The sequence below is a fragment of the Streptomyces sp. NPDC097981 genome (assembly GCF_040302565.1).
GTDB lineage: Bacteria > Actinomycetota > Actinomycetes > Streptomycetales > Streptomycetaceae > Streptomyces.
The window spans coordinates 1-24,134 of sequence record NZ_JBEORW010000070.1 but is presented as its reverse complement, the minus strand read 5'-3'; the positions used below and the strand labels follow the sequence as shown (position 1 = coordinate 24,134).

Annotated in this window: 18 protein-coding genes and 1 pseudogene; 10 read left to right on the top strand and 9 right to left on the bottom strand. The window is 70.3% G+C overall.

Features of this window, described 5'->3' with window-relative positions:
• Positions 1-178: 178 nt before the first annotated feature.
• The 3 genes from ABTY04_RS37290 to ABTY04_RS37280 form a co-directional block, all read right to left on the bottom strand.
• Entirely contained in the window at positions 179-340 is a 162-nt protein-coding gene (locus ABTY04_RS37290; protein WP_352217873.1) for a hypothetical protein, read from the bottom strand.
• Positions 341-837: 497 nt separating this feature from the next.
• Positions 838-1,764, bottom strand: a complete 927-nt coding sequence (locus ABTY04_RS37285) for a hypothetical protein (RefSeq protein WP_352217872.1) — start codon at positions 1,762-1,764, stop codon at positions 838-840.
• Between the two features lie 2 nt (positions 1,765-1,766).
• Positions 1,767-2,162: a hypothetical protein gene (locus ABTY04_RS37280; RefSeq protein ID WP_352217871.1), complete on the bottom strand. Its 396-nt coding sequence runs from the start codon at positions 2,160-2,162 to the stop codon at positions 1,767-1,769.
• Between the two features lie 181 nt (positions 2,163-2,343).
• On the opposite strand from ABTY04_RS37280, the gene ABTY04_RS37275 reads away from it, so the two are divergent.
• Complete coding sequence (locus ABTY04_RS37275) at positions 2,344-5,712, top strand: CHAT domain-containing protein (RefSeq protein ID WP_352217870.1); 3,369 nt, start codon at positions 2,344-2,346, stop codon at positions 5,710-5,712.
• A gap of 397 nt (positions 5,713-6,109) precedes the next feature.
• Here ABTY04_RS37275 and ABTY04_RS37270 read toward each other — a convergent pair whose 3' ends face one another.
• From ABTY04_RS37270 to ABTY04_RS37245, 6 genes are all read right to left on the bottom strand, one after another.
• Complete coding sequence (locus ABTY04_RS37270) at positions 6,110-6,379, bottom strand: hypothetical protein (protein WP_352217869.1); 270 nt, start codon at positions 6,377-6,379, stop codon at positions 6,110-6,112.
• Complete coding sequence (locus tag ABTY04_RS37265) at positions 6,376-10,029, bottom strand: DUF6531 domain-containing protein (protein ID WP_352217868.1); 3,654 nt, start codon at positions 10,027-10,029, stop codon at positions 6,376-6,378. The genes ABTY04_RS37270 and ABTY04_RS37265 overlap by 4 nt, the downstream gene beginning before the upstream one ends.
• A gap of 42 nt (positions 10,030-10,071) precedes the next feature.
• Positions 10,072-11,517 (bottom strand): NF041680 family putative transposase, encoded by a 1,446-nt coding sequence (locus tag ABTY04_RS37260; RefSeq protein ID WP_352217867.1) that lies wholly within the window; start codon positions 11,515-11,517, stop codon positions 10,072-10,074.
• A 130-nt stretch (positions 11,518-11,647) separates the two neighbouring features.
• Entirely contained in the window at positions 11,648-12,634 is a 987-nt protein-coding gene (locus tag ABTY04_RS37255) for a putative T7SS-secreted protein (protein WP_352217866.1), read from the bottom strand.
• A complete protein-coding gene (locus ABTY04_RS37250; protein ID WP_352217865.1) occupies positions 12,634-13,197 on the bottom strand; it encodes a hypothetical protein in 564 nt (187 codons plus the stop codon). Before ABTY04_RS37250 ends, ABTY04_RS37255 begins: the two co-directional genes overlap by 1 nt.
• Positions 13,197-13,613, bottom strand: coding sequence for a hypothetical protein (locus tag ABTY04_RS37245; protein ID WP_352217864.1), 417 nt, complete (start codon positions 13,611-13,613; stop codon positions 13,197-13,199). Before ABTY04_RS37245 ends, ABTY04_RS37250 begins: the two co-directional genes overlap by 1 nt.
• Before the next feature lie 539 nt (positions 13,614-14,152).
• Between ABTY04_RS37245 and ABTY04_RS37240 the strand changes: the two are divergent.
• The 9 genes and pseudogenes from ABTY04_RS37240 to ABTY04_RS37200 form a co-directional block, all read left to right on the top strand.
• Positions 14,153-14,558: pseudogene (locus tag ABTY04_RS37240) on the top strand (transposase); the annotation flags it as partial.
• A 141-nt stretch (positions 14,559-14,699) separates the two neighbouring features.
• Positions 14,700-14,987, top strand: coding sequence for a hypothetical protein (locus ABTY04_RS37235; protein ID WP_352217875.1), 288 nt, complete (start codon positions 14,700-14,702; stop codon positions 14,985-14,987).
• Between the two features lie 468 nt (positions 14,988-15,455).
• Positions 15,456-17,327, top strand: coding sequence for an ABC transporter ATP-binding protein (locus tag ABTY04_RS37230; RefSeq protein WP_352217874.1), 1,872 nt, complete (start codon positions 15,456-15,458; stop codon positions 17,325-17,327).
• 94 nt (positions 17,328-17,421) lie between these two features.
• Entirely contained in the window at positions 17,422-18,555 is a 1,134-nt protein-coding gene (locus ABTY04_RS37225) for an MFS transporter (RefSeq protein ID WP_352217863.1), read from the top strand.
• Between the two features lie 142 nt (positions 18,556-18,697).
• Entirely contained in the window at positions 18,698-20,080 is a 1,383-nt protein-coding gene (locus ABTY04_RS37220) for an NUDIX domain-containing protein (RefSeq protein WP_352217862.1), read from the top strand.
• A 129-nt stretch (positions 20,081-20,209) separates the two neighbouring features.
• The gene (locus ABTY04_RS37215) at positions 20,210-21,433 is read left to right on the top strand and encodes a protein-L-isoaspartate O-methyltransferase family protein (protein ID WP_352217861.1); all 1,224 of its coding nucleotides are present in this window, start codon (positions 20,210-20,212) and stop codon (positions 21,431-21,433) included.
• The gene (locus tag ABTY04_RS37210; RefSeq protein WP_352217860.1) at positions 21,430-21,831 is read left to right on the top strand and encodes a GFA family protein; all 402 of its coding nucleotides are present in this window, start codon (positions 21,430-21,432) and stop codon (positions 21,829-21,831) included. Before ABTY04_RS37215 ends, ABTY04_RS37210 begins: the two co-directional genes overlap by 4 nt.
• A gap of 32 nt (positions 21,832-21,863) precedes the next feature.
• Positions 21,864-22,670: a class I SAM-dependent methyltransferase gene (locus tag ABTY04_RS37205; protein WP_352217859.1), complete on the top strand. Its 807-nt coding sequence runs from the start codon at positions 21,864-21,866 to the stop codon at positions 22,668-22,670.
• Entirely contained in the window at positions 22,667-24,046 is a 1,380-nt protein-coding gene (locus ABTY04_RS37200) for an NUDIX domain-containing protein (RefSeq protein ID WP_352217858.1), read from the top strand. Before ABTY04_RS37205 ends, ABTY04_RS37200 begins: the two co-directional genes overlap by 4 nt.
• Positions 24,047-24,134 lie beyond the last annotated feature (88 nt).

The following is a 24,134-nucleotide window of genomic DNA, read 5'->3' as shown; positions in this document are numbered from 1 at the left end:
CCGACACGCCGTCAGCGTCCTCGATCAGGTGACCAGTCATCGCGTCCATCAGGGGTCCCTTCACAGCGGGTGTCCACCTGATTCATGACACTCCCGACCTACCCGCCGCCACCCGCGAACGGCTGCACACCCTTCGCCGTGAAGGGCGTGTCAGCGATCTTGTGTAAGTCGGTTGGTTTCATTGGATGCTGAGCCGGTCCTCGAAGAAGAGTGAGAACTGGTTCAGTGCCTCTTTCCAGTGTGCGGCGACGTGGTTCGCGTCGCGCGCTTTCGGGTTGATCTGCTCGCGGACGGGGGTCGCGAGGGCTGTCCCGAAGGGCGTCCCGAAACCGGCGGGCACGATGGAGAAGAGGGACGAGTATTCGGTACGGGTCGCTTCGAACGACCAAGCGAGATAGGGGTACGTGAACGGCGACCTTGACGAGATCGCCTGCGCTGAGCTCGTTGAGCGCGAACCGTGCCCGCGCTGCGGGGCTGCGCCCGGATCGGCGTGCAGGGCAAGTAGGCGCCGTCGTAGCGGCCAGTGCCGACCGTGAGCAGTGGAAACGTGGGATGGAAGGCCATCGCGTGCACCGGGTAATGCGAGCACACGAGTACACGGCAGGCCAGGTCGCCCGTGCCGTAAAGACCGACGGGTGCAGTGCCGCCGAACTCGTACGTGCCCGCCCCGGCCACCAGGCCACGCTGCTCGTCGGCGATGGCTTTGGTACAGGGTCACCGATCTCGGCGAAGGACCGGTCGCCGAAGATCCGGTCGACGGCCGGGGTGCGGCAGCCGTGGATCTCACGGGGGCGGGAGAGCCGGTCAGTGGGAGGCGGTGCCGCCGGAGGTGGGCGGCTAAGGGCCTCGGAGGCGGAGCTGCTGGGTCAGGGCATCTCCGAGGGTGGGGTCCGGAGGGCCGGTGTGGGCGATGCCGAGTTGGGCGGCCAGGTCGGTCGCGTGGAGGCGGGCCGCGGCCTCCAGGAGTTGGGCATAGGCGGCTGTGGCGCTGCGGACGCGGTATCTGCTGGTCAGCGCGAGGGCGACCGCGATCGGAGCAGCAGGCCACCACCACACGGTCAGTGGGGCGTAGAGCAGGGCCCAGCCGCTCAGGGTTGCGGCGCGTGTGAGGGCCTGTTCCGCAGTGGTGATCTCGGTACGGGTGGTATCGGGCAGGACGAGCCACAGGTGCGGCCACAGGACAGTCAGATCGAGATGGTGATCGCGTTCCAGGCGGAGGGCAGCGGCGTGGACGCGGTCGCCGCTCCAGGTGGGCCGGTCGGGCTCCTCGTTGGCGATGCGCTGCATCGCCGCGTACGCGGCCCGGCGTGCGGCAGGATCGGCCCGCCGCCCGGTGCGGGCCAAAGTGTAGGCGTCGGCGTCGCGTTGTTGCCGGTAGCGGTGTGCGGCACCAGCCCATCGGGCACGACGGTGAGCGACGCGCCCCCGGGCCCACTGCCGCAGGGGCCGAGGCCAGGCATACCAATCAGTGGCCAGCACGGCGCGCTGGGCGAGGGTCCCCAGGCTCTGGGCCACCAGGCCGACCACCGCCGCGGCGGCGAGGATGGTGCCGAGCAGGACGACCTGGCCCCCGACGGTGGTCGCGGCGGGGGCTCGGGTCCATCGGGCGATCTGCTCGGTGAGACGGGAGTAGTCCAGAGCATGGGAGTGGCCGAGGGTGTGGGCGGCCGTAGCAGTGGCCAGGAAGAGCGCCCCGGGCAGGACCAGCAGGGTCAACCAGCGCTCGGCGAGCTTCTGCCCGAGGGCTCCGAGGAACTCGCCCACCACTACAGCCGCTCTCTGCGAAGTGGCCGGCCGCTGATTCGGCAATCAGGCTCTTCGAGGCCGTCGGGCCAGCCGAAGCGCGAACACTGCCGCGTCGGGCACAGCAGCACCCATTCGTCGGGCAGCGCGGGGTTGACCCCGATCGGGTCCCGGCCGCGGGCCCGGCCGTGGACGCCGGCGGCGTCGCCCGCGGCCAGCAGTGCCTCGTGGAGCGCATCCAGTGGTGCGGTGAGATCCTCACCGGCCCGCAACGCCGCGAGCAGGCGCTCCAGCGGGGTCACCCCTTCGGCGCCGGTCGTCGCCAGGGCCCCGCGGATTTGCTCCAGCTGGTCGCACACGTAGGCGACGCCCTCGCGCGACTCCGCGTCGCGTCCACCGTCGTCGTACTGGTCGGACACCCGATACCCCCATCCGATCGCGAGACCTCGGCGCGCGCTGTCGAGCTGTCTGTGCCGAGGCCGGTCGGGATACCGAGGTGTGGCACAGCCATGGCGTCCGAACATGATGATGCCAGCAACCGACGTTCTATCTTTGGTAATTGGCGATCCACACTTCGGCGACGCACATGGGGGACGGGCCGTGGAGCAACGCGACGAACTGAGGGCGGCGGTATGGGCGCGCGTGCAACAGCTGGTGGACACGGGAGACTCAGCGGCGGTGCTCGCGACCGCCGGGCACGACGAGGCGTACCGCCTGGCTCGGCACGTCGCCGCGAATCGAAGTGATCTGGACGGCGCGTTCACTCTGGGCTGGTTCTACTACTGCCGTGCTGCGAGCCTCCCCCCAACGGAAGCGGAAGAAGACCGGAAGGCGGCGATCCGCTATTTGACAGCGTGTTTCATCGTAGGGATGAGAAGACTGCCGCACCTTCTGCTCCCCGCCATCGCGGAGAACGCGGCCCCTACTGCGAAGGACCTGCTCAGCCGGATGTCGCTCCCGGACGCGGACCCGGAATTCGTGGCATCCGTGGTGGAACTGTGGCGACGTGTCGCGCACGGCGTCCCCGCCGATCACCCTGACTACGTCATGTACCTGTCCGACCTCGGCACTGCCCTGCAGAAGCAGTACGAACGCACCGGGGAGCTGAGCCTTCTGGACGAGGGCGTGGAAGCGGGCTATGCCGCCTTCCGAGCCACATCTTGGGACCATCCCGGCTACGTGGCGACTCTGTCCAACCTCGGCTTCACCCTGCAGGAGAGGTTCGACCGCGCCGGAAAACTTACGGATCTGGATGCGGCAGTGCTGGTCGGGCGGGCCGCTGCCCAGGCCGCAGGTGACGGCAGCCCCCATGTCGCAGCGTGCTTGACGATGCTCGGCAGCGCCCTGGGGAGGCGGTTCATACGCACGGGGAATCCAGAGGATCTGGAGGAGGCCGTGGACGTGACCCGTGCCGCCGTCCGGTCCGCCCCCGACGGCCACCCCGACCGCGTCATGTGCCTGTCCAACCTCGGCCTGGCGCTTCAGAAGCGCCATGAACGCACCGGGAACCTTCAGGATCTGGACGAGGCGGTGGATGCGGCCCGCGCCGCCGTCCAGGCCTCGACCGCCGACCACTCCCACTACGCGGCCTGCCAGACCAACCTCGGGCTCGCTTTGGCACAGAGCTTCGCTCACACGGGGGAGCTCGCGGATCTGGAGGAGGCGGTGGACGCGGCCCGCGCCGCTGTCCAGGCCACCCCCGAGGACCACCCCGGCCGCGGGGCTAGGCTGACCAACCTCGCCAGTGTCCTGGCGAGCCTCTTCAGGCGTACGGAGGAATCGGAGGACTTGGAACAGGTGGTGGAGGCATGTCGCGCTGCCGTCCGAGCCATCCCCGAGGACCACCCGGACCACGTCGCCCCCCTGGCCAGCCTCAGCAGCGTCCTGCGGAAACGGTTTGAGCGTACGGGGCAGCTGGGAGATCTCGAGGAAGCGGTGGAGGCCGGCCGCGCTGTCATCCGGGCCACCCCCGACGACCATCCCGACCACGCCCGCCGTCTGGCCGAGCTCGGCTTTGCCCTGGCGGAGCGGTCTGAGCGTACCGGGGAGCCGGGAGATCTCGAGGAAGCAGTGGAGGTCTGTCGCGTCGCCGTCCTGACCACCCCGGACGACCGCGCCGACGCTCTGGGCGCTCTCGCTTTCGCCCTGCGCATCCGGTACGAGCGCAGCAGGGAGCCGGCCGACAGGGAAGAGGCGCTGTCTCTGTTGGGGCAGTCGGTCGATACCGAGACGGCTTTGCCGTCGCAGCGTATCGGCGCGGCGTGTGCGGCGGCCAACCTGGCCGCCTCGTCGGACCCCGGCCGAGCGGCCGATTTCCTGGAGCGGGCGGTACTGATGCTGCCGGAGGTGGCACCACGCCGGTTGCGGCGCGGTGCCCGGCAGCACGCGCTCGGCAGCAACGCCGCCTTCCTCGGTAGCGACGCGGCGGCCCTCGCTCTGGCCGACACCCGGGGCAAGCCAGAGGATCGAGCCACCCGGGCGCTGCGGTTGGCGGAGGCCGGGCGGGCCGTGCTCCTGTCCCACGCACTGGATATGCGAAGTGACCTGACCGACCTGCGCGAGCAGCATCCCGCGCTGGCTGAACGGTTTGCCGAACTCCGGAAGGCTCTGGATCAAGACCCCGTCACGGCCGCCGGCGATGCCCCGGACGACCATCGGTCCGAGGGGAGGGAACGCCGTCGGCTGGCGGCCGAGTTCGAACAGCTACTGGGGCGCATCCGCGCTTGCGAGGGGTTTGCCCACTTCGCCCTGCCCCCGAGCCGTGAGGAACTGCTCGAGGAAGCCGCACACGGGCCCATCGTGACGTTCAACGTCAACCGGCACCGCAGCGACGCACTCCTTCTCACTCGCCACGGCATCAGCTCCGTATCGCTCCCCCGGCTCACCCGGGACGCCGTCGTGGAGCAGGTCGTTACGTTCCACTGGGCACTGACCAACGCCACAGCGCCCGGCAGCGACCGCATCGCCGCCCAGCAGATGCTGCGCGGGATCCTGGAATGGCTCTGGGAAGCCGCCGCCGAGCCGGTTCTTGCCGCACTGGAGGACTTGGGCGAGACGGTTCCCCCCGTCCAGGACGGTGAGTCGCTGCCACGGGTGTGGTGGGCACCCGGCGGACTTCTCGGGATGCTGCCTCTCCACGCTGCAGGATTCCACACCGAGCCCGCCCACGGACGGCACCGCCGCACCGTGCTCGACCGGGTGATCTCGTCCTACACCCCCACCGTCCGCGCCTTGAGACACGCCCGCACACGCTGTCCGCGGCCCGCCGGTCAGTCTCTGATCGTAGCCATGCCTACCACCCCCGGTCACGCCCCACTGCGGCACGTTCCCGAGGAGGCTCGCCGGATCCGGGATCTCCTTCACTGTCCCGTCCAGCTGACCGAACCCGCCCCCGCCCGCGACGGCACCCCCGGTCCCGCGGGCATCGGTACCCCCACCACGGCCGCCGTCCTCTCCCACCTCCCCCAATGCGCCATCGCCCACTTCGCCTGCCACGGCGCCGACGATCACACCGATCCGTCCCAAAGCCGACTGCTCCTGCACGACCACGTGACAGCGCCGTTGACCGTATCCACCCTTGCCCAGGTCAGCCTCGACCACGCGCAGCTCGCGTACCTTTCCGCCTGCGGCACCGCCGACCTCGGCGGTATGCGTCTGCTTGCTGCCGGGGCTGCCTCTGACAGGGTCCGCGTTCGTGAGAGTCTTCGGCTGCTGGACGAAGCCATCCATCTGACCAGTGCCTTCCAGCTCGCCGGATTTCCCCACGTCGTCGGGACTTTGTGGCAGATCGACGATCGCCTGGCCGCCGAGATCGCCGAGTCCTTCTACAAGCACCTGACCGAGGGCCCGCGCGGCATGCTCGCTCCGGACCGGGCGGCGACCGCCCTGCACCACACCATCCGGACGGTACGAGACCGCTTCCCGGCAACCCCCTCTCTGTGGGCGGCCCACGTTCATGCCGGTGCATGAAAAAACGTCAGAACTGATCGAGGCGGTGGTGCCGCGCGTGACTATGCCGCCGGCGGCGAGGTCTTCGAGGGCCTGGCCGATCCGTGACGAAATCGAGTAGCGCTTCCGCGGCCTGCTCACCGAGCTCCTGCCGACAGACACCGAGCGACAAGGGCGCTGACACAACCCTGCGCCGTACTGACATCTGCTCTGCGCCCGACAAGGAGAGGCCATGAACGCGTTCGACATCGCCTTCGACGGCCGCCTCTCGGCCGAACGAGTGTGAGCCAACCAGACGAACGAGAAACCTCTACGCCAACCGAGTGGTGAACACCGCTTTCGTGATACTCCCAGGCAACGTGCTCGCCTGCTTCCGGTGCTTCCGGCGGCGGCTCTGGCGTTTCCGTGGCTGCTCCTGTCAGGCACCCCCCCGCAGACGTCGCGCGATGTCGATGTCGTCCTGCAGCGCGCTGAACCGGGGGTATGGCTCGCGGGTGGCGTCCAGGACGCATACGTGGAGCTTGTCGCCCGCGCTGGGTTGTGCCACGTCCGCGTCCCACCAGGACGGATGCTTCACCTGGTCGATGAATCCGTATACCCCCTCATACCCGTCCACCTCGACTTTCGCGCCCACGGGTGCGACCGCGACGATCGTCACGTCGAGTTCCTGATGATCGCGGAATGTCACTTCGGTCCTCCATAGACATCGACCCAGCTGCGCCCCAGAGTCAGCTCGTTGAACCGGTCGAGCTTCTCCACGGGTATCTCGAACTCCAGCCGCACGGCACCGTTCGGTCCGTTCCTGTCGTGGACCTTCACGTGGTCGCCGAACTCCTCGAGAAAACTCGGGTGCATCTCATACTTGACCATGCCCTTGGCGAAGTTCGCTCCGGTCGGGCCGGCGTACTCGGCCGCCACCGCCCGTTCGCCGAAATAGATCTTGCCGTCCGAAATGATGCCCCCGCCGATGTCCACCCCCGGCTGGTGGTTGGCGGGGTTCGGCCCGTGGTCCAGTTCGTACTGGGCGTGGGCTCCCTTCGGCGTGCGGTAAATCGGGATGTAGTCGGGGGCCAGACCCAGGTAGTCCGTCCACGCATGCGGGTTGGCCACATACGTAAAGGGGTTCGGCGCCGGAGTGAGGCCGAGGGGGTCGGAGGTGAGGTAGCGGGCGTTCTCGGGGTCGTAGTGACGGAAGTAGTTGTAATGGAGCCCCGTCTCCAGGTCGGCGTACTGACCCGGGAAGCGGAGCGGGGTGTACGCGGCGCTGTTCGCCGCCCATGTGGTGAGGCCCCACAGAGTCGAGCGGGTGTGCCACGCGACGTTGCCGGACTCGTCGACCAGCTCGGTGGGTGCTCCGACCAGATCGGTGACGATCGCGAAGAACCGGGAGTCCACCTCTTCCCTCGATGCGCCGAGGATGCGTTCCGTCTGCGCGATGGGCCGGATGTCCTCGTGGTCCCAGGTGAGGGCCACGACGTAGGGCTGCTCGATTGAGCTACTGGTCTGTTCGCACAGCGTGTTCCCGTCCCAGGTGAAATCGATCCGCTCGACGACGTTCTGGCCGTCTTCCGCCAAGCGGAGCTTGGCCGTCCGGCGACCGAGAGGGTCGTAGAGGTAACGCCACCGGGTGCCGTCCGGGGTGGTCGTGGAGACGAGGCGGTCCTCGGCGTCCCAGGTGTAACGCCAGACGTCCGGTTTCCTGGACGGACGGGTCTTGCGGCGAACGGTGACGCGGCCGAGCCGGTCGTGCTCGTAGCGCACGGCGCCGGCACGGGTGAGGCGGGTCCCGTCGTAGGCGCGCTCTCCGTTCGCCTCGCTGCCGGGATGATCGGCCGGCCAGGAGGCGATGGTCTGGTTCCCTGCCTGGTCGTACGCGTAGGTTTCGGTCCAGCCGGCCGCGCGGACCGAGGTGACCCGCCCGGCGGCGTCGAGCTGGTACTCGTGCCGCCCGTCGGAGGCGTCGTCGACGGCGGTGAGGTGGCCGTCCGCGCGATAGCTGTAGTCGCGGTGCCGCACGTGGGCGCCGGCCGGGCCTGTGACAGTCAGGGCCGTGAGGCGACCGGCAGGGTCGAAGACGCGGCTCAGGACGAGGGAATCGCCGATCCGACGCGTCATCTCACGGCCCGCGGCGTCGTACGTGAAGTCGAACGAGCGGCCGGAAGCCGTCATCGCCGTGCGGCGGCCGGCAGCGTCGTAACTCCAGGTCGCCGTCGCGCCGGTCGGGGTCGTGCGGCCGGCGCGGCGTCCCAGGTCGTCGTAGTTGTACGCCAGCGTCCGCCCGTCGACCGTTTCGGAAAGGAGCCTGCCCTCGCGGTCGCGCAGCATGGTGACCGCCACGCCGTCGGGGCCCTGGGCCTCGGCCAGCTGATCCGTGAGGTCGTAGGCGAAGGTGGTGACGCTGCCGTCGGCGTTCTTGCGGACGATCTGGTCCAGTGCGTTGCGTTCGAACGTGGTCGTCTGGCCCAGTGCGTTCGTACGGGAGGCGAGAGTTCCGGTGGGTTCGTACGTGTACCTGACGGTGCGGTCGTCGAAATCCGTCTCGGACGTGAGGCGTCCCGCGGGGTCGTAGCTGTAGCTCCAAGTCAGGCCCTGCGGGTTGGTGACCTCCGTGAGGCGCAGTTCGGCGTCGTGCCGGAAGGTGTGGCGGGCGCCGTCAGGGCCCGTGCGAGCCGCGAGGACATCGAACTCGGTGTATTCGAAACGGGTGACCCCGCCGAGCCTGTCGGTGTGGCTGGTGCAGTTTCCTTCGCCGTCCCAGGTCCAGCTCTCGACGGCGCCGTCCGCATGGACGCGGCGGGCGAGCCGACCTTCGACCGTCCACTGCAGGTGCGTGGTGGCGCCCGTCGGGTCGGTGATGTCGGTGGGGCGGCCGAAGGCGTCCCGTACGAAGTGAGTCGTGGCGCCGAGCGGGTCAGTGACCTCAACGGGGAGGCCGGCGCGGTCGCAGCGGATGGTGGTCGTATGGCCCAGGGGGTCGGTGACGGAAGTGGGGCCACCCGCCTCGTTGTAGCCGAAGCGGGTGATCCTGCCCATCGAGTCGGTGGTCGAGATGCGGTTGCCGCGCTCGTCATAGGCGTACCGCACCACTTGGCCGTCGGCCCTTTTGACGTGGACGGGCAGACCGAGCTCGTTGTGGCGGGCGGTGGTTCCCAGCCCGTCGGGGCGTATCACGCTGACCAGATTGCCGTCGTGGTAGCCGTAGGTGGTGGTGCGGCCCAGAGCGTCGGTCCGCGCGAGCAGACGGTTGTGGCGGTCGCGGACGTAACGTGTGGTGTGGCCGAGCGGATCCACGTCGGCCACGATCCTGTACCGGTCGTCGACGAGATACCGGCGGGTGTGCCCCTCACCCGTGACGGTTTCGGTCACGCGGTGGCCCGTCGCCTCATCGACGGCGTCGTAAGCGAGCCGCAGGACCATGTGCCCCTCGCCGCCGCCCTCCGCGATACAGCGGTTCCGCTCGTCGTACTCGTACGTGTAGGACCGGTCGTTGGTGTCGGTCCAGGACGTGATGCGGGCGCGGTCGTCGTAGTTGAAGCGCAGGGGCAGGCCGGAGGAGTTGACGACCTCCGTGAGGTTCCCGTCGGCGTATCCGTAGGCGAGGATGCGCGGGCCGCCGTCGAGGTGGAGGGCGGTGATGCGGCCTTCGGCCGTGTCGAAGCGGAGGCGGTGGCCGGCGGAGTGGGCGATGCCGATCGGGGTGCCGTGTTCGTCGTACTCGAAGGTGATGAGATTGCCGTTGCGGTCCTCGAGCTGGGCGATCGGGGCGATCCCGTCGCCGTCCGGGTCCCCGGCGGGAGGGCTGAAGCGGCGGACGTGCCCGCTGCCCGGATCGGTGAGGGTCCAGTCGCCGTCCGGGGTGCGCTCCAGGAGGTGGCGGGGAGCGGACGCGGACAGCGGTACGACGGCGACGCCGGGAGCCGGATGCGGGTACGCCACGAGCAGGCCGTCCTCGGTGACGAGTACGGCACCCTCGGCGTCGACCTCCAGGTGCTGGTCGATCGTCGACGTCCACGTGGGGCCGAACCAGCGCCCTCCGGTGTACCCCGACTCGGCGCGCCGGACGAAGGCCAGCGGCAGGGTGCCCGGGAGCACGATGTCGGTCTGCGGCAGGAACATCCGGCCGGTGGCCAGGTCGATCGGATCGGTGTTGTCGTACCGCTTGGCGACATCGGGCGTCTCGCTCACGTGCGGACCGTCCGCGGTGTGGCTCGCGCGGGCGGGTCCCTTGACGTCGTCGAGGTGCTTGGCTGCCGTCCCGAGCTTCTTCAGCGAGCCCAGTCCCTTGGAGCCGACGAGCTCGGGTATCAGCTTCCCGATGCCCTCGCTGGGGTCTTTCATGAACTCGTCGAGCATTTGCTTGCCGGCGCCCCAGCTTAGAATTTAACCTTTGCGAGCTTTGAGGCGATTACGTTCAACAATGCTCTCGGGGCGTTTGGTCGTCTTGCCCACGTCGTGGCGGGTGGCAGGATGGCAGTTCTTCGAGCCAACTGGACGGCCTGGTCCGGGTGTTGAGTGTTTCGGTGCACGGGCCGGGCAGTGCAGGTGCGGGCGGAGGTTGCGAAATCCACGGCGGACGCGGGCCGGAGTGAGCCGGGCGGGCTCGGTCGGCTTCTCCCACGGGCGCCGGAGGTCGGCGGCGGCTTCACGCAGGAGCCTCAGCTGGGTGTGGGCGGCGATCACGAGCCACGTCCAGCGGTCCGCGGCCTCGGGGGTGCGGAGCTTGGGGCGGGTCCAGCCGAGCGTCTGCTTGATCATGCGGAAGGTGTGTTCGATGTCGAAGCGGCGCAGGAACGCCTGCCAGCGCAGATCGACATCCTCGCCGGTCATCCCGGTCTTCGAGGACCACAGCCAGATTGGCTGCGGGTCCTGGCCGCTGGGCAGCCGGTCGACCGTCAGACGGATCTGGGTCCCCTCGATGAGGGGGAGCTCGCCGGTGTGGTCGATCCATGCGCAACGGGTGGTCAGATGCGGATGGAGACGGTCGAAGGCGATAGCCCGCGCGGTGCCGTAGCGGTCGGTGACCTGCACGGTTTCCGCGTCCGGGGTGCCCCAGGTGTCCGGGTCGGCGAAGCGGAACACCGCTCCGTGCCGGGTCGGGCGGCCGGCCCTGCGGGTGCGGGGCGGTGCCGGGCGTCGCATGACACGGTCGGAGCGCATCCGGCCCACCACCTCGATGGGCAGGCCGGCCAGAAGGTAGGCCAGGCGCGGGGCGTCGTAGCCGGCGTCGAGGACGATCAGGACGTCCGGGTCGCCGGGCTCCCACTGGCCTGCGTCGATCAAGTCGGTGACGACGCGGCGGACCTGGGCCGCGGTGACCTCGGCGACATCGTCGTCCGGGCCCAGGCGGACCGCGTCCAGCAGCTGGCACCACGAGGTGCGGCCGGTCTCCAACGCGGCGACGAACGAGTACGGCCAGCCGGGCACGAGCTGGTCGCTGGAGCGTCCGCTGCGTCCGTAGACGTGGCAGAACAGCCGGTCCGGGCTGCACGGGGCGTCGGGCCGCAGCCAGTGGGTGACATCGACCGCGAGGACCAGACGGTTGTCGGCGGCCTTGGGCTGTGGCAGCACCGCCAGCGCTCGCCGCAGCCCGACGGTGTCGATGCGGCCGCTGTTCAGCGCGTCGTAGAGAGCGCCGTGGCCACGGCGGTGCTCGGCCAGGAGCGTCAGGTCGACCGGAGAGGTGACCGGCCCGTTCTCGCACAGCATCGCGTCGGTGAGCTCGAACAGGGTGTCCCCGCGCCGGGACAGGCAGGCGTAGAAGTCCTCCCGGAAGTGTGACGTGAAGTCGAACGCATCACGCCGGGCAGCGTGCTGAAGCAAACTCATCTCTGCGGCCTTCGTATGAGCAGCGGTTCTGTGGTGGAACGCATGGTCATGCGAAGGCCGTCCGCCTGCCCGGAAAATCCCCTGACGAGTGAGCACGTACGACGCGACGTTCGAGGTCAGAGGTTAAACGTCAAGCCCAGGGGTCGTTGGCCATGGTGACCAGGCCGGCGGCGGTCGAGTTCAGGTTGGTGAGGTACTCAGCGGGGTGGGTGAGGTTGTAGGGGTCGGTGGGGTTGAGGGCGCGGGCGAAGTTGGCGATGCCGGCGGTGCCCTTGGCGACGCCGCCGAGCAGGTGGGTGGTCGCGAGGTCGAGGTAGTCCAGGCCGTCGCCGAGCTGCTCGGTGTACGAGGGCTTGGGCGGGGCGGCGTCCCGGGCGGCCCGGACGGCCGCGGCGGCGGTGTCGGCGACCTCGTTGCGCTGCTTGCGGGCGCTGTCGAGCTTGTCCTGGGCGGCGGTGGCCAGCGCCTTGCCGGGATCGACGAAGTCCTTGGCATCGACGGGCCGGGGCGGCAGGGGGTCCTGCTTCGCCTCCACCGCGTCCTTGTAGGCGGTGACCTTCTTGTTGTGGGCGGTGCGGGCGTCGGTGGAGACCTTCTGGGCGTGCTCGTACTCCTCCAGGGCCTCCTTGGCCTTGCCCTGGGCCCACTCGACGGTCTCGGCGAAACGATTCATCGCGTCGGCGGCCTTGCCGAAGGCATCGGCCGCCTTGAACCAGCGCGGCGGTTCCTTGGCGACCGTCTCGCGGAAGGTGTCCGCCGTCTTGCCCTTGAGGCCTTCGGGCTGGGTCATGGTCTTCAGGCCGTTGCCGACCGACTCGAAGGCCGTCTTGAAGTCGTTGAGGTGGGAGACCTGGGCGCGGATCTTGGAGACGCTGCCGTAGACGAGTTTCTTCGGGTCGTCGGTCTGGCCCAGTTCCAGCTCGGCCACGTCGGCGCCGAGCTGGTTGGCGGCCGAGCGCGACTTGTCGCGGATCCAGTCGCCGGCGTCGTCGAGTCCGACCTCCTCCGCCAGGTCGGCCGTCTTGTCGCCGGCCCACTCGATGGCGTCGCCGACCTTCTCGACCGCGTGCTCGGCCTTGTCCTCGATCGAGTCCGGTATGAAGTCCCGCCAGCCCATCAGTTACCGCCCCCGTTGCCCTTCGTCTGCTCCAGCAGGTCCTTCAGTGACCCGATCTTCCCCGTCGAGGTCACCGTGTCCTTGGTGTCCGACCAGGTCTTCTTGATGTCCTCGGCGCCCTTCTTGAAGGACTCTGGGCTGTAGTCGGGCTTGTAGACGTCCGCGCTGAAGATGTCGCCCCAGGACTTCTGCTCGATCTCGTCCTCGCTGGCGTGCGGATTGCCGTACGCGGCGTTCGCGACCACCTTGAACGCGCCTTGGACGTACTGGTCCTCCTCCCACACCGTCCCGGCGGCGATACCGAGATTGCCCGCGAGGGTGGAGGCGTCCTGGATCAGGCTGCGCACACCCCACTCCCAGCGCTCACAGAAGTCCTCGAAGTCCTTGGAGAGCGTGCCGTGCCCGGTCTCCATCGTCGTCATCGACAGGTTCTCGAACCCGGCTCCCTGCGAGGCTCCTGCGGCGTCGCCCGACTCGCGCAGCTCCGCTATCGCGGCCCGCAACCCCTTCTGGACCGCGGCCACCGCCTGCGGGGAGACTTCGAGGTCACCGTCGGCGGCCATCAGGCCACCTCCGCGGAGTCGGGGTCGACGTCGACGGCGGACGCGTCGGGGACGATCCCGGCGACGGGCGGGAACAGCATCGACCCGTCCGCATCGGCCACGTTCACCGCCACCCCGGCCGGGCCGTCGACCTCCGGAACGACCGCGTCGACCAGACGCGCACCCAGGGTCGCCAGATACGGCCACTCCCGGCCCGCTTCCCCACGCGCCACGGCGAACCGGGCCATGGCCTCCTCGTCGGTGAACGCGTAGAACCAGCGGATCCCGCCCGAGACGGCCGACATCAACCCGCCCTCGCCGTGCGCGGAACCACCGGAACGCGGCACTAGCAGGACGGCCCGCCGGAACTCACCCACCAGACGCCCCGGATCCCCCGTACCGCCCCGCAATGCGGCTATTTCCGCAGTCAACTCCATGCCCTGTGTCCCCCTTCAGGGTGATTGACACCGGATGGAACACTACCTTGAGCGCCGATCTCGGCTCCCCGCCGCCGCGGGGGTGATCCGCCCAAGCTGCTGAGACGCCCATGCAAGAGGTGCTCACCAACGCGGGGTGGTCCGGTCGATCGGCCGCGACGGGAACAGTCGGGCTGACTGGCACTGTTGCGCCGAACGCGGGACAGGCGCCGTAACGGCGGGGAACACGGAGACGACCAGGTTGTCCGCCCTCGCAGGAACCGGGCCCCGTCATTGCGGGATGCCCGCCAAGAACCTGGACACGACCTATTTCTGCAGGAGGATTCTTCATGGCTGACCCGGGCGGGGCGGCCGGTTCAGCTCGAAGCCGCCGGCCGGGTAGCTCGAAGGCCCTACACGCTTCTGTACGCCCACGGTTCGGGACACCGGCGGTGTCAGTGGGCGTTAAGTCCCATCTCCCTCGGTTCGTGATCGCTCGATCGTGGTACTGATCGCGGTCCGGACCGCCTGGTGGGCATGTCCATGTTGAGATGCGGGGCGTGAAGAGAGAGCCGTACCTCAGCGACTTATCGGACGAGCAGTGGGCGTTGATCGAGCCGATGATCACGGCCTGGAAGCAGGACCGGGTGGCGTGGTCGGCGACCGGGGATCCGGGCTCTTGCGACCTGCGGGAAGTTGTGAACGCGATCTTCTACCAGAACCGGACGGGCTGCCAGTGGCGCTTGCTGCCGCACGATTTACCGGCCTGGTCGGCGGTGTTCTACTACTTCCGCCTGTGGCGCGAGGACGGGCTGGACCAGCGGATCCAGGAACTCCTGCGCTGCCAGGTCCGCGAGAAGGCCCGCCGGTTAGAGGACCCGTCCCTCGTGATCATCGACACCCAGTCCCGTCCGCGCGGCCGCCGGTGTCCCGAAGACCACGACGGGGCTGGACGCGAACAAGAAGGTGTCGGCAGGTCTTGCGGCACTCCCCGAGGTAGAGACCTTCCGCCGCGTCCGCGACCACCTGGCCGTCATGGCCGAGCGCTTCCGACGCAACGCTCACGCGTTCGATGGCCCAGGGTCTCCGTTGCGGCGCCTCCCGGGTATGGAGCCGGCCGCGGGTTACTCCGCGTTCGCCGAACTCAGAACCCCGCAAGATGACTTCCTTGCCTGGGTGGTGCGGTGCGGGCGAGCGGGGCTGCGGATCAACCCGACCGTCGTTCACGGCGGGACCTCTGCCGCCTGGGACGCGCTGTATCCCGGCGCCCAGCTCCTGCGGCTCAACCTCTCGGAGACCCCGGTCACCTTCCAGCAGGGCCTGGACATGATCCGTCTCCACACACGCTGCCCCACTCCTGCATTGGGTGCGCGGAAGGACCGCGCAAGCCCCTGATCAGGTGCCGCACGTCGTCAACCACTCGAACGTGTGAGTTCAAAAGCGATCCGGCAGACACCCCTTGGCCCGGACGCCAGGATCGCATTCACGTTCGAAACATTCGCCCGTCCGGGGCCGTTACGGCCCCGGATTCGGCGCGTTCTTAGAGCACCAGTACCAGTCGTGCGCCCATCCGGAGGACACCGTGAATCTCCTGCCGAAGCACCTCGACACCCTCCCATTAATCGAACATCACGCGCCCGCCCCGTGCCTGCCCTCTGCGGGGGGTCGTGTTGAAGCCTCATCGTCCTGCTGCCGCGGCTCACAACCGGATTCCTGGAGGGCTGCGTGAGCAAGGACGCGGAGAGCGGCTCCGGCGCCGCGGGGGTGTCGGAGTCCGAGCGGCTCCTCTTCGGCGGCGAGCTGGCCTACGACATCGGGTGGGACCAGCACGAGGGCGCCTGGCTCACCCTCGGACTCTGGACGATGGCGCGCCAGCTCCCCCGGCTGGCGGGGACCGGCCTGCGGCTCGCCCACCTCGCCGACGCACGGGCCCTGCGTGTGGTCTTGGCCTCGGAGGCCGGGCGGGGCGTCGCGCAGGCGGTCGGCCTGGTCGCGGTCAACAGCGTGCTCGGCCACGTCCTCGCGGCCGGTAGCACCAACGAGCGCCTGATTCAGGCGTTGCCCGCGCTCGCGGTCGTGGCCGTCACGGCGTTCCTCGGGTCGCTGCTGCGCTCGGCCTCGACGGCGGCCACCGGGGCGCTGGAGCCGAAGGTGCAGCGAGTGGCCACCGAGCAGTACCTCGGGCTGGTGCACCGCACGGAGCTGTCGGCGATCGAGGACGACGAGTTCCACCGGCTGCTGGACGCGGCCCGCTACAGAGCCGACTCGGCCCGACGGATGATCCGGTACTGCACCAACACCCTGAACTCCGCAGTGTCGCTGATCGCAGCGGCCGGCGTGCTCACCGTCCTGCACCCGGTGCTGCTGCCGCTCCTGGTCCTGATGACCCTGCCGAGCGCGTGGAGTTCGCTGATGATCTCCCGCCAGCGGTACATCTCCTTCCACGCCTTCGTCCAGCACGCCCGCGCCGGGCACCTGCTCGGCCAGCTGCTGACCCAGAAGGAAGCGGCGGCCGAGGTGCGCGTCCACGGTGTCGGGCCGTTCCTGCTCGGGCACTTCCGGACCATGGCCGAGACCAGCGAGCGCGAGCAGACCCGGCTGGCCCGGCGCGCCGCCCGGATCGGGCTCGCCGCCGACGGCGCCGGCGGTCTCGCCACCCTCCTCACCTACGGCGCCCTGGGCGCCCTGCTGTGGGGCGGCGCGATGGAACTCGCCGTCGCCGGTACGGCGGTCCTGGCCATTCGCACCGGCGCCGCCAGCCTCGACAGCCTGGTGCTCCAGGTCACCGAACTGCACCAGGAGTCCCTGTTCGTCGCCGACTTCGAGCGGCTGTGCCGGGAGGCGAAGACCCGGGCCATCCCCGTGGGCGGAGACCCACTGCCAGAGCGGCTGCGGGAAGTCCGGTTCGAGAAGGTCACCTTCACGTACCCCGGCAGCGGCCAGACCCTGCCCGAGCCCACGCTGCGCGAGGCGACCCTTTCGTTCCCGACGGGGAAGATCATCGCGCTGGTGGGCGAGAACGGCTCCGGCAAGTCCACCCTGGTCAAACTCCTCGCCGGCCTCTACCTTCCGGACGAGGGCAGCGGCACGATCTGGTGGGACGACGTCGACGCCCGCTCCGCCGACCGCGACCAGGTCTTCGGCCGCGTCGCCCTGATGTCGCAGGACTTCTACCACTGGCCTTTCACGTTCCGGGTGAACGTCGGTATCGGCCAGCCCGGTCAGGCCATCGACGACCAGGCGGTCGAGGAGGCCTCCGGCTTCTCCGGCGCCGACGACGTCCTCAACGGCCTGCCTCGCGGGCTCGGCACGCTGCTGGCTCGTGGCTACCGCGGCGGGCATCAGATCTCGGGCGGTCAGTGGCAGCGCATCGGCATCGCGCGGGCCAAGTACCGGCAGGCCGAGATCCTCATCGTGGACGAGCCCACCAGCGCCCTGGACGCGGTCGCGGAGCAGCGGGTGTTCGACCAGATCAGGGCGCTGGCCGCGACCACCGGGCAGACGATCGTGCTCATCACCCACCGCCTGCACTCCGTGCGTCATGCGGACCTGATCCACGTCTTGAAGGACGGCCGGGTCGCCGAGTCGGGCACCTTCGAGGAACTGATGGACCCGGCTACGGGCACGGGGGACTTCCGCGACGCCTACCTCGTCCAGGCCTCAGCCTTCGACGCCACGATCCCCACCCAGTCGGCCGGCGACCACGACACTCTGCGCCCCCAGGACAACGCATGACCGCCGACGCGCGCCAGGAACAGGCTGGCGGGGTGAACGTCCGCCCGACGTCAGGACGGGACGAGGCCCGACCGCAGACCAACTCGCAGACCGAGTGCCGTCCGTTGCCGGCGGCATCGTCGACCGGTACGCCAAGCGGGCTCTGCTGGTGGGCACCGACCTGGCGGGGGCCATCGTCGTCACGATGGTTCCCGTGGCGGCGCTGGCCGGGGTGTTGTCGATGCCCGTGCTGTACGCGGTCGCGTTGGTCCTAGGTGCGGTGACCGTGCTGTACCAGGCGGCGGCCATCGCGATCGTTCCGCAGCTCGTCGGACCCGCCCTGCTGCACCGGGCCAACGCCCGGGTAGGTGCCGCGTTCGGGGCCGCGGACACGGCCGGAACCTACCTCGGCACCGCGGTCGTCGCGGCCGCGGGCGCGGCCAAGGCCTTCTGGCTGGACGCCTTGTCGTACCTGGTGTCCGCCTGCTGCGCAGCCCGGATTCCGGAGCCCGGTCGGCCGGCAGCGGGCGAGGAGCGGCCCAGGCGCCGGTTGATCGGGGAGATCTGGGAAGGCCTGGCCTACACCGCGCGGACTCCGCTGGTCCGGGACCTCGTGCTCGCGCTGACCCTGACCGGTGTGGGCGTCGGTGTGACTGGCGCGCTCTTCGCGTACTACCTGCTGACCGCACTGGAGGCGGGACCAACCGGCCTGGGGATCGTGATGGGCGTCTCCGGCGCCGGCGCGCTCGCCGGCGCCCTGGCAGCGCCGCGGATCGTGGCCCGGTTCGGCCCCGGCCCCACCCTGCTCGCCGGCTTCGCGACCTGCCCAGTGGCGGGCGTGCCCCTGCTGTTCGCCCGGCCGGGGCCCGTCTGGCTCGCCGTCCTCGCCGCGGCGGGCGGCCTCCAGCTCGCCGCCGCGGCGGTGGCAGGTACCACCCAGCGGTCGGTGCGCCAGCAGATCTGCCCACCTCACCTGCAGGCGCGGGCGCAGCAGACGTCGACATGGCTGGTCTCCGGGAGCAAGCCGTTCGCGGCCTTGGCCGGCGGCGCCGTAGCCACTTCGTTCGGGGCACATACCGCTCTGGCCGTCAGGACGCTGGTGCTGGTCTTGCCGGTGATCGTGCTCTGGCGCTCCCCGGTCAGCCGCCTGACCGCGATGCCCGTCCCCGCACCTCCCCCCGACGACTCCGCCCTCGCCCGAGGTACACGTCCACCCGCTGATGCCGCCGGAGCGGACCCTCACCCGTGAGCGCCGCCGACACCTCCATCCCACCGTCCCCCCGACCTGTGAGGCCCTCTTGCCACCCGCCCGCGCACACATCCGCGATCTCGTCACCGCCTACCTGGAAAGGCACCCGGCTGAAGGTCCGTTGCTGACACCTCTGTTGCGGTTGCTGGACAAAGACGACGAGCCCACGAGCCGCTCGACCATGCCGGGGCACGTCACGTGTAGCGCGGTCGTCGTCGACCACGACCGCCAGGTCCTGCTCGTCCACCACAACACTTTCGGGCTCCTGCTGGCACCCGGCGGGCACGTCGAGGCCGGGGATCGCTCGCTGCTGGAGACGGCGCTGCGCGAGATCCACGAGGAGGCCGGCATCCCGCCCGGCGCCCTGTGTGCCACCGCCACCTACGGGAGCCTGCCCATCGACATCGACATCGACGTCTTCGACATCGACGCCAACCCTGCCAAGGGCGAGGCCGCGCACCAGCACTGGGACTTCCGCTTCGTCTTCCAGCTGGTGGACAGGGACGTCAAGGTCACGGTGCAACCGGAGGAGGTCTCGGCCCCACAGTGGGTCGCCTTCGACAAGGTCACGGCCCCGCAGCTGCGGGCGAAGCTCACCGCATCCGGGCTCGACGGCCGCATTGAGCCGGTCAACGCCTCGGCGCTGATCCACGACGGGCACGGCCGCTACCTGCTGCACCTGCGCGACGACATCCCCGGCATCTGGGAGCCCGGGGCCTGGGCGCTGCTCGGCGGCGGCCGCGAGCCGGGCGATACCTCGCTCGAGGACACCGTCCGCCGTGAACTGGGTGAGGAGGCCGGGCTCGAGCCGGGGATCGTGGAGCCGCTTGCCGTCGAGTTCGCCACCGGTACCGACGGCCTGACCGTGCCGGTGCAGGTGTTCACCGCCCTGTGGAACGGCGACCCCGCGCGCCTGCCGCTCGCCGAGGGCGTGATGCTGGCCTGGTTCCGCCCCGACGCCATGGAGCGCCTGAGGCTGAGTCCGTCGACCCTGGACCTCGTACGCCGACACGCCCACGACGCCGCCCGCAGCATGACAGCGCTCCAGGACGCCTCCCTCGCGCCGGACAGGCCGAAGGCGGGCAGCACCAGCGTTCCGCACATCGTCGGCGTCCATCTCTACCTGGAACGCGACGGCCAGGTGCTGCTCGGCCTGCGGCACCCCGGATCCGCGTACGCCGGCGGCACGCACCACTTCCTCGCCGGGCACTGCGAGCAGGAGTCCGCCGTGGCCTGCCTGGTCCGCGAGGCGGAGGAAGAGGCCGGGCTGCTCATCGACCCGGCCGACGTCGAGCTCGCGCACGTGGTGCACATGGTCGACGAGCCCGGGGACCAGCCCAGAATCGGGTTCGTCTTCCGCGCCCGGCAGTGGACGGGAACGCCCGAGGTCCGGGAGCCGGACCGTTGCGTCTCCTGGGGCTGGTGGCCCGCCGACGCCCTCCCCGAGCCGATCGTCCCCTACACCCGCGCGGCGATCGAAGGCATCCGAGCCGGTCGCCCGTACACCGAGCTCGGGTGGACCTGACCGCCCCGCGCTTCCCGCCCGCAGTCCCCGTCCCCCCTGCCCAAGGAGTCGTACGTGCCCGATCCCCTCGTACCGCCCGCCCGGACCGAAACTTCCCCTGAGGAGCGAGCGAGCGTCGCGCGTGCGGAGATGGTCGCCGGGCTGGAAGCGGCCGGCCATCTCCGGGCGGGCCCGGTCCGGGACGCCTTCCTCGCAGTGCGGCGGGAGGTGCTGATGCCGCAGGCGTACGTGCGGCGCAGCGGCCCGGACGAGACCCCGCCGCGCTGGGACCTGCTCGACTGGGCCGTGCCTGCGGACCGGCAGGAGCTGCTCGGGCTGCTGTACGGAGGAGAGAGCGTGCTGGTCCAGCACGACGGCGAGCCGGTCCTGGGCCGGGTACCGACCCCGCGGTCGGGCGGGTCGATGACGGCGATGTCCAGCACGGCCGGCATGACCGTCGCGCGCCTCCAGCAACTGGATCTGCGGCCGGGGCAGCGGGTCCTGGATGTCGGGACCGGTGCGGGAGTGACCGCGGCCGTCGCGTGCGTGATCGCAGGTGATGCCGGGGTGGTCACCGTGGACCGGGACGAGCACGTCACCGCCGCCGCCCGCGAGCGGCTGGCGTTGCTCGGCCACCGGCCGACGGCCGTGACGGGGAACGGGCAGGACGGCTGGCCCGCTGGCGCCGACTACGACCGGATCTTCGTGTCGTACGCGGTCACCCGGGTGCCGCAGGCCTGGCCGCAGCAGTTGGCCGCCGACGGGCTGGGGCTGGCGACGTTGTCGACGTCCTCGCCGTCCTGGCCGGGCCTGGCCGTCCTCACCAGGACCGGCAGCGGGCGCGTCCGGGCCCGTCTGGAAGCGGTGCGCCTCGGGCACCGGGCGGGCCACGGCTGGAGCCAGCTCTACCTGAAGCCCGGTCTGCGGGGCCGGATCGAGGCCGCGGACGGGGGCAGCACCCTCACCACGCACATCGGCCCGCCGCCGGATGATGCGCAGGGTCTGTGGCTGGCCCTGGACCACCTGCACCCCGGGCTCGTACGGAACTGGGCTGCCGACCACCTGGTCATCGGGGCCCCCGACTGCGGGTCCTGGGTCACTGCCCGGCCGGACGACTCCGGGACGTGGACGGTCACGGTCTGCGGGCCTCGCGACATCTGGGCGGAGATCCAGGACACCGCCACCCGATGGCAGGCGGCCGGAGTACCGTCCTCCTACCGGCTGCACCTCGAACCGGACGGAGCCCAGTGGGTCAGCGCCGGCAGCGGGCCGAACGAGTTGTCCTGGCCACTGCCCGCCGCCCTCCAGCCGGCAGGGACCGTCCCGCCGCAAGCCCCCGAACCCACCCTGGTGCCGAAGGAGTTCACCTCATGACCTCACCCGCCCCCACTTCCACCACTGCCCGGTCCGGCGGCTGCCTGTGCAGGAAGGTCCAGTTCACGGTCACCGGGGAGCCCGATTACCCCCACACCTGCAGTTGCCGGGACTGTCAGGGCCTGTCGGGGGCACCGATGATGTCGTGGGTCTCCTTCCCGCTCGACGGTCTGGCCTGGTCTGGCGCCGAGCCGTCGTGGCACTACACGTGGCCGGACTCCAAGCGCGGCTTCTGCCCGTCCTGCGGCAGCCAGATCTGCGCCCTCGACGACGGCGCCACCAGCATCGCAGTCACCCTCTCCGCGCTGGGCAACCCGCCCGACCTGGTCCCGGTCAACCAGTCTTTCCGGGAGACCGCCGTGCCCTGGCTGCCCCAGGTCCCCGACACCCGCCGTTGAACACCACGCCCACACCACGAGATCGGAGACCCGTGTCCCTGTTCGACTCGGTGGACCACTACTACGCCCGATACCGCCCTCGGCTGCCCGACCAGGTGGTCCAGCTCCTGGCCCGGGAGCTGGCCGGCGTGGCGGCGCCCAGGCTGCTGGACCTCGGCGCCGGCACCGGACAGGTCGCCCTGTCCATGCTGCCGACCTTGCCTCCCGCATCCCACCTGGACCTCGTGGACCAGGACGAGGGGATGCTCCGCACCGCGCTCGACGAGCTCGGACTCCAGCTGGGCGAGCGCACCGCCATCGTGCACGCCGTCCCGGCCGAGGAGTTCACCCCCGCCCAACCCGGATATCAGGCGGATCTGGTCACCTGCTGCCGGGCATTCCACTGGATGGACCGCCCGGCAGTGCTGGCCATGGCCGACCGGGTGGCCTCGCCGCACGCCGCCGTCGCGATCATGGGCGACGGCAGCCTGTGGACCCACCAGGCCGAATGGACCGTCGCGCTCCAGGGCCTGATCCAGTCCCACCTCGGAACAGACCGCCGCGCCGGCACCACCGGCACCTACCGCGAGCCCGGCCGCCGCTACGAAGACGACCTCTCCGAATCCGCGTTCAGCGACATCGCCGAGCACCGCATCCCCTTCACCCGCACGTGGACCCCCCGCAGCGTCCTGGGATACCTGCGGTCCACCAGCTTCGCCCGGCCCGACCTCTTCGCCGACCACGCCGGATTCGAGGACCAGGCCCAGACGCTCCTGCTCCAGCACGCGCAGGACGGAGTCCTGCACGAGGACGGCGTGTTCACCGTGCTGCTCGCCCGACGCCCCGGCGCCGCACGGTGAGCGGCGGGGCCCGGCACACGGTGCCGGTCGACGTCCACCTCATCCTGCGCCACGACGGCGAAAGCGGACCGGAGGTACTGCTGTCCCGCCGGGCCGGACCGGTGTACGCATCGGGCCTGTGGCACCTGCCGTCCGGACACCTCGACCCCGACGAGGACATGGTCGAGGCCGTCATCCGGGAAGCCCTCGAGGAAACAGGAGTGCGCATCCAGGCGGAGGACGTGACCGCGGCGGTCACCGTCCACCACCGCCCACCGGTGGGATCCCGGTCCCGTATCGGCGTCTTCTTCGACGTCCGCCGCTGGTCGGGCCAGCCTCGGATCATGGAGCCGGACCGGTGCGACGGCATGGACTGGTACCCGCTGGACGCCCTGCCCGCGCCGATGGTGGCGTACTGCCGGGCCGGTCTGGACGCCTACCGCGCCGGTCTGCCCGCCGCCGTGCACTTCCAGCAGCCGGGCGACGCCGTCGAGCATCGCCAGGACGGCCCCGACCGCACCCGCCTGCTGAGCGGACCGCCCGCCGGCGGGGTGGAGGTGCCGTGCGGGCTGCGCGTGTTCGCCGAGCAGGCCGTCGGCAGGATCGTGGAGGCGACGGAGGTGTCCTGGGTGCGCACCGGCAGCCGGGTGTGGCGGCTGGCCGGGCCCGGGGGCGGCACCTGGTACCTGAAACGGCACCGCGGGCCGAAGTTCCATGACCGGGAGGTCGCCGCGTACCGGTCATGGGTGCCGGCCCTCGGGGCGCGCGCTCCCCGTCTCGTCGCCGCCGACACCGCAGCGCGGGCCGTCGTCGTCACCGCGCTGCCCGGACACCCGCTGCACGGCATGGTCCTCGGCGCCGGCGACGAGGCGCGCGTCCAGCAGGCCCTGGGCCGTCTCGTGGGCGCCCTTCACCGCAGCGCACCCGAGCGTCCCGCCGCAGCCGTCACGGCCGCGGACAAGATCAAGCGTCATCTGGACGGGGCTCGCCCGTACTTGGCCGACGGGGACGAGGATCTGGTCCTCGCCCTTGTCCGCACTTATCCGGACCTCCCGAAGCCCACGCTCGTGCCCACGCACGGGGACCTGCAGTACCGCAACGTCCTGCTGGACGGCGACGGTGAGCCGCTGCTGTTCGACTTCGAGCGGTCGGAGTACAACACCGCGACCCGGGACATGGTGCGGCTGTGCGACACCTGGACCGGCCGGCCTGACCTGCGCGCCGCGTTCCTTGACGGGTACGGCAGGGCGCTCACCCCTGCCGAGGAGCTGCGCCTGGGCTGCGAGGCCGCCTTCGACGCCGTTTCCGGCATCGCCTACGGCGCCAGCCACGACGACCCCGAGGTCACCGAGCGCGGCCACCGCACCCTGCGCCGACTCCGCGCCCAACATCCCTAAGGGTTGTCCCGTAACTGCTGGTCACGGGTGAGATGATCTTGGTGTGGCTAGTGTGATTACGGCGTCTGAGCCGTCCTGGATAGCCCCG

Excerpts from the sequence above, each read along its gene's own strand:
- ABTY04_RS37265 (WP_352217868.1), bottom strand. The coding sequence starts at position 10,029 with ATGAAAGACCCCAGCGAGGGCATCGGGAAGCTGATACCCGAGCTCGTC.
- ABTY04_RS37260 (WP_352217867.1), bottom strand. The coding sequence starts at position 11,517 with ATGAGTTTGCTTCAGCACGCTGCCCGGCGTGATGCGTTCGACTTCACG.
- ABTY04_RS37255 (WP_352217866.1), bottom strand. The coding sequence starts at position 12,634 with ATGGGCTGGCGGGACTTCATACCGGACTCGATCGAGGACAAGGCCGAG.
- ABTY04_RS37250 (WP_352217865.1), bottom strand. The coding sequence starts at position 13,197 with ATGGCCGCCGACGGTGACCTCGAAGTCTCCCCGCAGGCGGTGGCCGCG.
- ABTY04_RS37245 (WP_352217864.1), bottom strand. The coding sequence starts at position 13,613 with ATGGAGTTGACTGCGGAAATAGCCGCATTGCGGGGCGGTACGGGGGAT.
- ABTY04_RS37235 (WP_352217875.1), top strand. The coding sequence starts at position 14,700 with ATGGAGCCGGCCGCGGGTTACTCCGCGTTCGCCGAACTCAGAACCCCG.
- ABTY04_RS37230 (WP_352217874.1), top strand. The coding sequence starts at position 15,456 with ATGGCGCGCCAGCTCCCCCGGCTGGCGGGGACCGGCCTGCGGCTCGCC.
- ABTY04_RS37215 (WP_352217861.1), top strand. The coding sequence starts at position 20,210 with ATGGTCGCCGGGCTGGAAGCGGCCGGCCATCTCCGGGCGGGCCCGGTC.
- ABTY04_RS37210 (WP_352217860.1), top strand. The coding sequence starts at position 21,430 with ATGACCTCACCCGCCCCCACTTCCACCACTGCCCGGTCCGGCGGCTGC.